Source organism: Pseudomonas sp. GW821-FHT09A09 (assembly GCF_059418405.1).
In genome coordinates, this window is record NZ_JBWKPU010000008.1 from 1 (window position 1) to 12,361 (window position 12,361).

Here is a 12,361-nt window from a genome sequence, read left to right on the forward strand (position 1 = left end):
CCCCCCTCCCCCCCCCCCCCCCCCCCCCCCCCCCCCCCCCGCGCTCCTACAAGGGATGCGGTGTAGTCAGTCGAGAGTGCGAGGGAGCTGCAAGGTGACCCGCAATCCACCCTCGCGCAAATTCTGCAAACTCACTTCCCCGCCATGACTGTGCGCAATGTTGCGCGCAATCCCAAGGCCCAGGCCGTAACCCTGCTGCTGGCCGGCGAGGCGAAAGTGCGGTTCGAAGACTTGCTCCAGGCGCTGCTCCGGCACGCCCGGGCCTTCGTCATCGACGTGCAGGATAAATTCCGCGCCATCGTCCTCGATGTGCAGGTGCGCGTTCTGCCCGTACTTCAAGGCGTTGTCGATCAGGTTGCCAATGCAGCGCTTGAGCGCCAGCGGCTTGCCCGGGTACGGCGCCAGCGCACGGCCGTCCTGGGTGATCCGGCCGTTGCCGTTGGGGGCGAGGTAGGGTTCCACCAAGCAATCGAGGACGTGGTTGAGGTCTACGGGCTCGATGTTTTCGTGGATGTCGGTGTCTTTCACGCATTGCAGCGCGCCTTTGACCAACAACTCCAGTTCGTCCAGGTCGCGCCCGAACTTGGTTTGCAGGTTCTCGTCTTCCAGCAGTTCCACACGCAAGCGCAGCCGCGTGATCGGGGTGCGCAGGTCGTGGGAAATGGCGCTGAACAACTGACTGCGCTCGGTGAGGTAACGGCTGATGCGTTCACGCATGGCGTTGAAGGCCCGCCCCACTTCCACCACTTCACTGCCGCCGCCTTCGGCCACCGGTTCTACATCGGCGCCCAGGGACATGTCCCGCGCGGCCCGCGCCAGGCGCTTGAGTGGCCGGCTCTGCCAGTGCACCAGCAGGCCGATGAACAGCAGCAGGAAACCGCTGGTGAGCACGATGAACCACACTTGCTGGGACGGCAGGCCTTGCTCTTCAAGGCTGGTGTAGGGCTCGGGCAGCAGCGAGGCGATGTACAGCCATTCGCCGGGTGCGAGTTGGATCTGGGTGACCAGCACCGGCGGGTTCACCGGTTCGAGGGTCAGCGCATAGTGCGCCCAAGAGCGCGGCAGCTCATCAAGCTTCAAGCCGGCGTTGAAGATGCGCAGGTCTTCGGCGCTGACGAATTCCACCGAGATATGCACGTCGGCGCCCAGGGTCTGGCGCAGCACTTCATCCACCGCCTCCAGCACCGCTTGCTTGCGCGGGGTCTGGGGCAGGATGGCCATGTCCAGGGGACGGTCGTTAAGGGTCACCACAAAACGGGTGCCGCCCATGCTGCGCAATTGGTCCAGGACCAACGGGCGATAGGCCACCGGCAACGAACGGAAGTAACTCACGCTGGCCGTCATCGAATGCGCCAGGCTACGGGCGCTGGTGACCAGGCCTTCGAGCTGGGTGGCGCGCAATTGCGAGACCCAGATCACGCTCGACAGCGCCTGGGCAAACAACACCGCCAGCAACGTCAGCAAGAGCATCCGCCCCAGCAGCGAACGCGGCACCGGGAAGCGACGGCGGCGCTCGGTCAAATGCTCAGTGGGCATTGCCGGCAACCACGCTGGCTGCCAGTTGATAACCGCTGCCACGCACGGTGCGGATCAGTCGCGGAGGTTTTTCGGTATCGCGCAGGCGCTGGCGCAAGCGGCTGACGGCCATGTCGACGATACGGTCCAGCGGCATCAGGTCCCGGCCCCGGGTGGCGTTGCCGATGGTGTCGCGGTCGAGAATTTGTTGGGGGTGGTCGAGAAACAATTTGAGCAGGGCAAAGTCGGCACCCGAGAGAATCACCTCTTCGCCATCCACGTGGAACAGCCGGTGGCTGATCATGTCCAGGCGCCACTCGTCAAAGACCAATACATCGCCCGCGCCACTGCGCTCCTGGCCAAACTGGGCACGGCGCAGCAACGCCTTGATGCGAGCCTGCAATTCGCGGGGGCTGAAGGGTTTGCCGATGTAGTCGTCGGCGCCCAGCTCCAGGCCGATCACGCGGTCGGTTTCGTCGGAGCTGGCGGTGAGCATGATGATCGGCACCTGCGCCTGGCGTGGGTGCTGGCGGATCCAGCGGCAGAGGCTGAAACCGTCTTCGTCCGGCAACATCACATCGAGGATGACCAGGTCGCAGGGCGCCTCGTTCATCGCCTGACGGAACCCCGCACCGTCCGGCACCCCACGCACCTGGAAACCGGCGCGGCTGAGGTAGGTTTGCAGCAATTCGCGGATTTCCTGGTCGTCGTCGACGAGGAGAATCGATTTACTGATTACGCTCACGGGGTCCTCCTTGTTGTTATGGGGTGTTCTTCGGGGCCTCATCGCCGGCAAGCCGGCTCCTACAGGGAAATGCATTCCAACTGTGGGAGCTGGCTTGCCTGCGATGGCGCCATCACTGTCTACGCAAATGCCTGCTCCAACGCCACGCCCGCCCCAGTCAACCCGGAGTAAGGCGCCGTCACCAACCACACCGGAATGCCTTTGAAGTAGTCACTCATGCAGCCCTTGTCACCGAAGCTCTTGGCAAAGCCGCTGTTGATAAAGAAGTCGGCAAACCTGGGAATCACCCCGCCCACGATATACACACCGCCGCGTCCACCCGTGGTCAACACGTTGTTCCCGGCTACCCGGCCCAGCCAGATGCTGAACTGGTTCAACACTTCCATCGCCACCGGGTCACCCGCCAGGCCGGCTGCGGTAATGGCTTCGGGCGTATCGAGCACCGGCGTATGGCCGTCGACCGCACAAATCGCGCGGTACACACGCGGCAAGCCGCCACCACTCAAGGCGGTCTCGGCGCTGACGTGGCCGATCTCAGTGTAGATGTGTTGCCACAGCTGGGTTTCACGCGGGCTGCTCAAGGGCAGGTCGACATGGCCGCCCTCCCCCGGCAACGCTGCCCAACGGCCGCCACCCAAATCCAGCAGGGTGCCGACGCCCAGGCCGGTGCCCGGGCCGATCACCACCGCTGGGCGCAATGGTTCCGGCGTGCCTTCGCAGACCACGCGGAATTCGTCCGGCTTAAGGCGGGTCATGCCCAGGGCCATGGCCGAGAAGTCGTTGACCAGCAGCAGTTCATCCACCTGCAGGGTTTTGCAAAACGCAGTCTTGCTCAGGCGCCAGTGGTTGTTGGTGAATTTAAATTCATCCCCACTCACCGGCCCGGCGACTGACAGGCACACCGCGCCGATGTCCCCGATTTCCAGGCCTTCTTCCTTGAGGTAGACCTTGATGGCCTCCTCAGGGCTTTGGTGATCCGCCGTGGCATGCACGCGGATCGAATGCAGTTCCTGGTCCCGCCACAACGCAAAACGGGCGTTGGTGCCCCCGATATCACCGACCAGCGCAAGCTTCACTTAAGCGTCTCCAAAGCAGCGGTAAAGGCGCTGGCGCCTTGCTCTGCGGAGCTTGCGGCCAAGCGCATAAATGCAAACAGCTCGCGACCGGCCCCCACGTTATTGCCCAACAGGCCCGTGGCAGGCGTGCGCGCTGCAAATTCTTCGGCGTCCACCTTAAGCTCCAAGGTGCCGGTGACGCCATCGACGCGAATGATATCGCCATCTTGCACTCGCGCCAGCGGCCCGCCGCTCTGGGCTTCGGGGTTGACGTGAATCGCGGCGGGGATCTTACCCGAGGCGCCGGACATACGCCCGTCTGTTACGAGGGCCACTTTGAAGCCACGGTCCTGCAACACACCGAGGAACGGGGTCATCTTGTGCAATTCGGGCATGCCGTTGGAGCGCGGGCCCTGGAAGCGCATCACCGCAACGAAATCCTTTTCCAGCTGGCCGGCCTTGAACGCATCGGCCAGGTCTTGCTGGTCCTGGAACACCACCGCCGGTGCTTCGACGACCTGGTGCTCAAGGGCCACGGCCGAGACTTTCATTACGCCACGGCCGAGGTTGCCTTCCATCACACGCAGGCCGCCTTCCGGCGAGAATGCCCGGGCCACGGGGCGCAGGATGGTTTCGTCGAGGCTCTCGATAGGGCCGTCGCGCCAGATCAGTTCGCCGTCCACCAGGAACGGCTCCTGGGTGTAGCGGCTCAGGCCCTTGCCGGCCACGGTGTTGACGTCTTCGTGCAGCAAGCCGGCTTCGAGCAGCTCGCGGATCAGGAACGACATGCCGCCCGCCGCCTGGAAGTGGTTGATGTCGGCCTTGCCGTTCGGATACACGTGGGACAGGGTCGGCACCACCTCGGAGAGGTCGGCCATGTCCTGCCAGGTGAGGATGATGCCCGCCGACATGGCGATGGCCGGCATGTGCAGGGTGTGGTTGGTGGAACCACCGGTGGCATTGAGGGCGACGATGGAGTTGACGATGGATTTTTCGTCGACGATCTCGCCGATCGGCGTGAAGTTGCCATTGGCCTTGGTCAGGCGCGTGACCTGGTGCGCGGCTTCGCGGGTCAGCGCGTCACGCAGCGGCGTGTACGGGTTGACGAACGAGGCGCCCGGCAGGTGCAGGCCCATCACTTCCATCAGCAACTGGTTGGTGTTGGCGGTGCCGTAGAAGGTGCAGGTGCCCGGGCTGTGGTAGGACTTCATCTCCGACTCCAGCAACTCTTCGCGGGTGGCCTTGCCTTCGGCGTAGCGCTGGCGCACGTCGGCCTTTTGCTTGTTGGAGATACCCGACGGCATCGGGCCACCCGGCACGAAGACCATCGGCAGGTGACCGTAGCGCAGTGCGCCCATCATCAGGCCCGGTACGATCTTGTCGCAAATGCCCAGCATCAGCGCCGCGTCGAACATGTTGTGGGACAGCGCTACCGCCGTGGACATGGCAATGACCTCACGGCTGAGCAGGCTCAGCTCCATGCCGGGCTCGCCTTGGGTCACGCCGTCGCACATGGCGGGAGTGCCACCGGCGAACTGGCCGACCGAGCCGACTTCGCGCAGGGCTTTCTTGATCTGTTCAGGGAAATGTTCGTACGGCTGGTGCGCCGAGAGCATGTCGTTATATGACGAAACAATTGCCACGTTGGCGGCATTCATCATGCGCAGACTATTTTTATCTTCAGTGCCGCAACCGGCCACGCCATGGGCGAAGTTGGCGCACTGCAGCTTGCCGCGCATCGGACCGTCGCTGGCTGCGCCGCGAATGAGCGCAAGGTAGGCCTCGCGGGTGGCGCGGCTGCGGGCGATAAGCCGTTCGGTGACCTCAAGGACGCGGGGATGCATGTGTAGAACTCCAGGCTAACGGATGTGGCGACCTGAGTGTCTATGCTGGTCAAACGCCCGCCGCGAAGAGGTTGGCAGGGTGTTGCTTGACCAATCGGACCAGTTGATTCAGGTCACTCGTTGTAGATTGAACAAAATATTGCCACTAAAAAGGCTTGTTTTCTATTTTTATGCGAATAATCTTGTAATTCTTACAACAAATCGACGACAGGCACTTTCCAATGACTCTTCGTATCGCAATCAATGGTTTTGGCCGTATCGGCCGTAATGTCCTGCGCGCACTGTATACCCAAGGCTACCGTCAGGATTTGCAGATCGTCGCCATCAATGATTTGGGCGACAGCGCAATCAATGCCCACCTGCTCAAGTACGACACCGTGCATGGCACTTTCGAAGCAGAGGTCGCCCACGATCAGGAAAGCCTGACCGTCAATGGTGACCGGATCGCCGTCAGCGCCATTCGCAACCCGGCCGAGCTGCCATGGGCTGCGCACAAGATCGACGTGGTGTTCGAATGCACCGGCCTGTTCACCGACCGCGACAAGGCCGCCGCCCATATTACCGCTGGTGCGCGCAAGGTGATCATCTCTGCACCCGCCAAGGGCGCTGATGCGACCGTGGTTTATGGGGTTAACCATGACATTTTGCGTCAATCCCACCAGATCATCTCCAACGCGTCGTGCACTACCAACTGCCTGGCGCCTGTGGCGCAGGTGCTGCACCGTGAACTGGGTATCGAAAGCGGCCTGATGACCACCATTCACGCCTACACCAACGATCAGAACCTGACCGACGTCTATCACACCGACCCGTACCGTGCGCGCTCGGCCACCCAGAACATGATCCCGAGCAAGACCGGCGCCGCCGAAGCCGTGGGCCTGGTGCTGCCGGAACTGGCCGGCAAGCTGACCGGCATGGCCGTGCGTGTACCGGTGATCAATGTGTCGCTGGTGGACCTCACCGTCACCCTGAAAAAAGACGCCACGGCCGAAGAGGTCAATGCGCTGCTCAAGGAAGCCAGCCAACACTCGAAGATCCTCGGCTACAACACCCTGCCGCTGGTTTCGAGCGATTTCAACCACAACCCGCTGTCGTCGATTTTCGATGCCAATCACACCAAGGTCAGTGGCAAATTGCTGAAAGTGCTGGCCTGGTACGACAACGAGTGGGGTTTCTCCAACCGTATGTTGGATAACTGCCTGGCGCTGTGCAACGCCGAATAATCCTCAACCCTTGTAGGAGCCGGCTTGCCGGCGATCGCATCGACACGGTTTTCCAGGAAACCGAGTTGCCTGCATCGCCGGCAAGCCGGCTCCTACAAGGTTTTGCAACGCCGGCCAACGTGCCACTTGCCATTTGAGTTGATGATAAGCATTATCATTCACTGCAAATCGGTCTGGTATCACTGTGAGCCAATCTCGCTTCAACCACGTCTTTCTCACCCAACGGGTGATTCTGCTTCGCACCTTGCAGCGGATGGTGAATAACCACAGCACCGCAGAGGACCTGTTGCAGGAAACCTACCTGCGCGTCACCCGGGCCTTGAGCGAGCGGCCCATCGATCACCTCGAACCTTTCGTCTATCAAACCGCGCGCAACCTGGCGCTGGATCACCTGCGTTCGCGCAGGATCCAGGCTCGCACCTTGCAGGAAGATGTGCCGCTGGACATCCTGCAAAGCGTCGTCGCCCCCATCAGCACCCCGGAAGACGCCACTCAGGCCGAGCAATTGCTTGAGCACCTGAGCGTCAGCCTCGGCCAGTTGAGCGCCCGCCAGCAACAGATCTTCATCCTCAGCCGCCTGCACGGTTGCAGCTATCAGGAGATCGCCGATCAGCTCGACGTGTCCTTGAGCACGGTGCAAAAGGAACTGAAATTGATCATGGCCATCTGTGTAGGTGTGGCCGAACGGCTGGATCAGCCTTAAGCTTCACCCGGCAGATAGGTCGATCCAGGCTGTAGGAAAGATGAATAAGACGTGGCGAAGACCCGAGGAACACCGTGACGGACCCGAATAAACTGCGCCCCCATGAGCTGGCTCATGAGGTGCTGCAAGACGTGGCTATGGACCAAGCCCTCGACTGGCTGATCGCCTTGCAGTGCCCGCAACCCGGGCAACAGGCCGAGTTCGAGGCTTGGCTGGCCAAAGACCCTGCCCACGTCCACGCCTTCGCCAAAGCCCAGGCTGCCTGGGGTGGCGCGCCGGTGTACAGCGCCGCCGTGGCGCTGGCAGCACCGCGCAAGCCGTCGGCCTGGCGGCGGCTCAAACCGCACTGGAAACCCTTGGCCACCGCCGCCGTGCTGCTGATCGGCCTGTTCAGCTTCAGCAACTTGCCCGTGCGCCTGCAAGCCGACCACCTCACCGTGGTGGGCGAACGCCAGCGCCTGCAGCTGGACGACGGCTCCAAAGTATTGCTCAACACCAACTCGGCGTTTTCCAGCAGCATCAAGGATCACCAGCGCATCGCGCGCCTGTACCAGGGCGAGGCGTTTTTCGAGGTTCTGCCCACCCATGGACTGCCGCTGGAAATCGATGCAGGCCCGGTGCGGGCGAGCGTGCGCGACACCTCCTTCGCCGTGCGTTACCTCAATGGCGAAGCCCAGGTGCAGGTACAGCGCGGCGATGTCGACCTGAGCAATACCGTCAACGATGCACGCGTACGCCTGAGCGCCGGTGAAAGCATCCGTATCGGCCCCACAGGTTTCGGCCAACCGGCCAAGCTTGATCTCAACAAAGACCTGGCCTGGGTGCAGGGCCGGCTGATTTTCGAAAACTGCCCGATGAGCGAAGTACTCGCCGAGCTGCGCCGCTACTACCCGGGCTGGATCGTGAATAACAACGACAAGCTCGCCAGTGTCGCGGTCACCGGCAATTACCGCCTCGACCAGCCGCTGGACGTGGTGCGTTCCCTGGCCCACATCACCTCGGCCAAGCTCTCGGAATACCCCGCGCTGGTCATCCTGAACTAAATGAGAATTATTTTTACTCGATAGCTGTCGGTGGTACGTCTCGTCTTAGCCAATGCAACTGATTCCTATTTGGTTCGGTTCGCAACTATAAGATTCGTACCCCCGGAGCGCTCTCGATGTCCTCTTGTTTCAATCGCCGGTCTTCTTCGCCCGTTCTGTCCTTGCTGACCGCCGCCATCCTGCTGGCCGCAACGCCAGTCATGGCCGCCACGGCCACTGAACCGGCCGCGCGTAGCCACGGCAACTACACCTTCAGCATCGAACAACAACCGCTGGTCTCGGCATTGAACGCGTTCACCGCGGTGACCGGCTGGCAAGTCGGCCTGCCTGCTGAACTGGGCCAGGGTGTGTCGTCACCTGGCGTGCGCGGCCCGCTGACACCAGAAAAAGCCCTGGATCGCTTGTTGGTGGGGACCAACCTGAGCTACCGCAAACTGGGCAACAACAACATCGTGTTGGAAAAACGTGCCGCCGGCAGCACTCTCAACCTGCAACAGGTGACCATCAGCGCCACCCGCACCGAGCAGGACGTGAGCAGCGTGCCCAGCACCGTCACCGTGCATGATCGCCAGGACCTGGACCGCGACAACGTGAACACCATTCGTGAACTGGTGCGCTACGAGCCCAACGTATCCGTCGGCGGTGCCGGCACCCGCGCCAGCAATGCGGGCTACAACATTCGCGGCATCGACGGTGACCGCATCCTCACCCAGGTCGACGGCGTCGAAGTACCGGACAACTTCTTCAACGGCCCCTACGCCAAGACCCGTCGCAACTACGTCGACCCGGAAATCGTCAAGCGTGTGGAAATCCTGCGTGGCCCGGCCTCGGCCCTGTACGGCAGCAGCGCCATCGGCGGCGCCGTCAGCTATTTCACCCTCGACTCGGATGACATCATCAAGCCCGGCCAGGACTACGGCGCCCGCTTGAAAACCGGCTACAGCTCGGCCGACGACAGCTGGCTGACCTCCGGCACCGTCGCCGGACGCGTGCAGGACTTCGACGGTTTGCTGCACCTGAGCCAGCGCAATGGCCACGAGATGGAATCCTACGATGGCAACAACGCCACCGGCCTCGCCCGCACCGGCGCCAACCCGGAAGATGCGCGCACCACCAACGTGCTGGCCAAACTGGGCTGGAACTACGGCGATGACAACCGCCTGGGCCTCACCTACGAGAAGTTCAAGGACGACCGCGACGTGAACCTGAAAAACGCTGTGGGCGGCCCGTTCACCGGCGGCCGTGGCTTCAACTTCTACCGTGCACGTTCGGGTAACGACACCATCACCCGTGAACGTTTCGCCATTGAAAACCGCTTCGCCCTCGACTCGCCGATTGCCGATCACATCAAGACCAGCCTCAACTACCAGATCGCCAAGACCGACCAGACCACTGCCGAGATCTACCAACCCTCACGCCGCGTGTTGCGCACCCGCGAAACCCTGTATGAAGAAAAACAGTGGGTATTCGACGCGCAGTTGGACAAGGCCTTCAGCATCGGCGAAACGGATCATCAGGTGACCTACGGCACCACCCTGAAACAACAAAAAGTCACCGGCTCCCGCGAAGGCGGCGCGACCTGCCTGGCCGTCGGCGGCGGTTGCACGGCCATTGGCGCACCGAGCCCACAGGCCAGCGACAGCGTGAAAAAGGCCAGCGACTTCCCGGACCCGACCATCAACACCTATTCGCTGTTCGCCCAGGACCAGATCACCTGGGACAAATGGACCTTCCTGCCGGCCGTGCGCTACGACTACACCCAGCTCAAGCCCAAGCTGACCGAAGAGTTCCTCAACACCGTTGACCCGACGCGGATCTATGACCACAGCGATGCCGACAAAACCTGGCACCGCGTCACCCCCAAGTTCGGCCTGACCTACGCGCTGACCGACCATTACACCTGGTTCGGCCAATACGCCGAAGGTTTCCGCACGCCATCGGCGAAAGCGCTGTACGGCCGTTTCGAAAACCTGAACCAGGGCTACACCGTCGAGCCCAACCCGAACCTCAAGCCGGAAACCAGCAAAGGCATTGAAACCGGGATTCGCGGCAACTTCGACGAGGGCTCGTTCGACGTCGCCGTTTTCTACAACAAATACCGCGACTTCATTGACGAAGACGCCTCCGTCGCCGGCGGCACCGTGCAGCAGTTCGAAGCCAACAACATCAAGCACGCCACCATCAAGGGCATTGAAGCCAAGGGCCGCCTGAACCTTGATGCGTTCGGTGCACCGCAAGGCCTCTACACCCAGGGTTCCGTCGGTTACACCTATGGCCGCAACGACGACAACGGCGAGCCGCTAAACAGCGTCAACCCGCTCAAAGGCGTGTTCGGCCTGGGTTACGACCAGGACAACTACGGCGGCCTGCTGAGCTGGACCCTGGTGAAAAAGCAGAACCGTGTGGACAGCACCACCTTCCACGCCCCCGATGGCAGCACCAGTGCGCCCTTCAAAACCCCGGGCTTCGGCGTGCTGGACCTGACCGCCTTCTACAAAGTCACCGACGACGTGACCATCAACGGCGGCGTGTACAACCTGACCGACAAGAAGTACTGGAACTGGGATGACGTGCGCAGCTACGACGGTGTCGGCGAAGCCGGCGTGACCGCGCCCGCCAACCTCGACCGCCTGACCCAGCCGGGCCGAAACTTTGCGATCAACCTGATCTGGGACATCTGATAACGCCCGCCTCACCCCGCTGGAATTTCATCGGCGGGGTGAGGATTTTTTACTGTGCTGCGTCTTCTTGTTCGTCTAGTTGATAACAGCTCTCTTTAGAGCCACAAGGCGCTACCCTTCTCAAGGACTCTTCCGATGACCGCTTCCCCTACCGCAGAACGCCCAAGCCTGCGCTCCCAGCGCCTGAACCAGATCACCAACGAGCCACACACCAAGCTCGACGCCCTGGTCAAGGCTCACGCGCCGTTTGAAACCCAGGCCAACTTCGCCCGCTTCGTGGTGGCGCAGTACCTGTTCCAATCGGAACTGGTTGCGCTGTACAACGACGCCGAGTTGATCAAGATTGTGCCGGACCTGGCGGCACGCTGCCGCGCAGAAGCCGCCAAACTGGACCTGGGCGACCTGGACACCGACGTACCGGCCCCCGTTGCGGGCGCGGTGAAAAACCCGAGCAAGGCCGAAGCCCTGGGCTGGCTGTTTGTGTCCGAAGGTTCCAAGCTGGGCGCTGCGTTCCTGATCAAGCGCGCCGTGGGCCTGGGCCTGAGCGAAACCTTCGGCGCCCGCCACCTCGGTGAGCCGGCCGGTGGTCGTGCCGAAGGCTGGAAGAGCTTCACCCGCACCCTCGACGGCCTGGATTTCAGCGCCGAAGAAGAAGCAGCGGTGGAAAAAGGTGCAATCGACGCGTTCGTGCGCTTCACCGTGCTACTGGAACAGGCGTACGCTAGCGCCCCTGAATTCGCCTGATTCAACACTCCCTGTAGGAGCCGGCTTGCCGGCGATAAGGCCATCAGCCTTGCGCTGATTTCAAAGGCCTCATCGCCGGCAAGCCGGCTCCTACAATGGGTGTAATCCCTCTCTCTGCAAATCACTCCCCATGACCGGCAAAACCCAATCCACCTCGAAAATCGCGCAGATCCTCTTCGGCCTGCTGGCCTACGTCAGCCTGGGCATCGGGTTGGTGGCGATTGTCATCCCGGGTTTGCCCACCACCGAATTCATCCTGCTCGCCGCCTGGGCCGCTACCAAAAGTTCGCCGCGCCTGAGTGCCTGGCTGGAAAACCACCGGTTGTTCGGGCCGATCCTGTTCAACTGGCGCAACGGCAAAATCATCGCGCGCCGCGCCAAAATCAGCGCCACCATCAGCATGTTGGTCTGCGCCGTGCTGATGCTGGTCATGCTCGAACACGGCTGGCCGGTGTACCTGGCCATTGCCGGGATGAGCCTGGGCAACCTGTGGATCTGGTCCCGCCCGGAACGGCTTGCAGCCCCCGTATAACGCTGCGTGTAGCCTTTTGCCTACCGCTCATCGCCTTCCCCTCATGAAACATCCCATAACGCCGATGTTCCGGATATAGCGCCGAATGGACTTGGCTCGCCCTGCTTGCATTCCAACAAGTCCATACGCGAGTGAACCTATGTTCGACACCCTCTCAATCCGCTTGAAAATCGTGCTGTTGTCCGGCCTGTGCCTCTTGGGCGTCATCGCGCTGGTGGTGGGGGTCAACCTGTACGAGGCCGATCAGAACAACCGAGTGGTCAGTGATTCAAGCTC

At 61.9% G+C, this 12,361-nt stretch carries 10 protein-coding genes; 6 read left to right on the top strand and 4 right to left on the bottom strand.

The features are described 5' to 3' along the window. Positions 1 to 66: 66 nt before the first annotated feature. From AC07OV_RS08665 to edd, 4 genes are all read right to left on the bottom strand, one after another. Entirely contained in the window at positions 67 to 1,494 is a 1,428-nt protein-coding gene (locus AC07OV_RS08665) for an ATP-binding protein (protein WP_176994414.1), read from the bottom strand. A 31-nt stretch (positions 1,495 to 1,525) separates the two neighbouring features. Further along, entirely contained in the window at positions 1,526 to 2,260 is a 735-nt protein-coding gene (locus AC07OV_RS08670) for a response regulator (RefSeq protein ID WP_176994349.1), read from the bottom strand. 119 nt (positions 2,261 to 2,379) lie between these two features. Next, the gene (locus tag AC07OV_RS08675) at positions 2,380 to 3,336 is read right to left on the bottom strand and encodes a glucokinase (protein ID WP_178921724.1); all 957 of its coding nucleotides are present in this window, start codon (positions 3,334 to 3,336) and stop codon (positions 2,380 to 2,382) included. After that, positions 3,333 to 5,159: a phosphogluconate dehydratase gene (edd, locus tag AC07OV_RS08680; protein ID WP_176994351.1), complete on the bottom strand. Its 1,827-nt coding sequence runs from the start codon at positions 5,157 to 5,159 to the stop codon at positions 3,333 to 3,335. Before edd ends, AC07OV_RS08675 begins: the two co-directional genes overlap by 4 nt. A gap of 221 nt (positions 5,160 to 5,380) precedes the next feature. Between edd and gap the strand changes: the two genes are divergently transcribed. The 6 genes from gap to AC07OV_RS08710 all read left to right on the top strand — a co-directional run bounded on the left by gap (position 5,381) and on the right by AC07OV_RS08710 (position 12,085). Then, positions 5,381 to 6,382, top strand: a complete 1,002-nt coding sequence (gap, locus tag AC07OV_RS08685; protein ID WP_176994352.1) for a type I glyceraldehyde-3-phosphate dehydrogenase — start codon at positions 5,381 to 5,383, stop codon at positions 6,380 to 6,382. Positions 6,383 to 6,566: 184 nt separating this feature from the next. Beyond that, positions 6,567 to 7,085, top strand: a complete 519-nt coding sequence (locus AC07OV_RS08690) for an RNA polymerase sigma factor (protein WP_495092050.1) — start codon at positions 6,567 to 6,569, stop codon at positions 7,083 to 7,085. 74 nt (positions 7,086 to 7,159) lie between these two features. Then, positions 7,160 to 8,128, top strand: a complete 969-nt coding sequence (locus AC07OV_RS08695; protein WP_494996681.1) for a FecR family protein — start codon at positions 7,160 to 7,162, stop codon at positions 8,126 to 8,128. 116 nt (positions 8,129 to 8,244) lie between these two features. After that, entirely contained in the window at positions 8,245 to 10,809 is a 2,565-nt protein-coding gene (locus AC07OV_RS08700; protein WP_495092051.1) for a TonB-dependent receptor, read from the top strand. A gap of 135 nt (positions 10,810 to 10,944) precedes the next feature. Next, entirely contained in the window at positions 10,945 to 11,553 is a 609-nt protein-coding gene (locus AC07OV_RS08705; protein ID WP_495092052.1) for a biliverdin-producing heme oxygenase, read from the top strand. A 130-nt stretch (positions 11,554 to 11,683) separates the two neighbouring features. After that, positions 11,684 to 12,085: a YbaN family protein gene (locus AC07OV_RS08710; RefSeq protein ID WP_176994357.1), complete on the top strand. Its 402-nt coding sequence runs from the start codon at positions 11,684 to 11,686 to the stop codon at positions 12,083 to 12,085. Positions 12,086 to 12,361: the final 276 nt, after the last annotated feature.

Coding starts and splice junctions, on each gene's coding strand:
- AC07OV_RS08710 (WP_176994357.1), top strand. CDS start 11,684: ATGACCGGCAAAACCCAATCCACCTCGAAAATCGCGCAGATCCTCTTC.
- gap (WP_176994352.1), top strand. CDS start 5,381: ATGACTCTTCGTATCGCAATCAATGGTTTTGGCCGTATCGGCCGTAAT.
- AC07OV_RS08700 (WP_495092051.1), top strand. CDS start 8,245: ATGTCCTCTTGTTTCAATCGCCGGTCTTCTTCGCCCGTTCTGTCCTTG.
- AC07OV_RS08705 (WP_495092052.1), top strand. CDS start 10,945: ATGACCGCTTCCCCTACCGCAGAACGCCCAAGCCTGCGCTCCCAGCGC.
- edd (WP_176994351.1), bottom strand. CDS start 5,159: ATGCATCCCCGCGTCCTTGAGGTCACCGAACGGCTTATCGCCCGCAGC.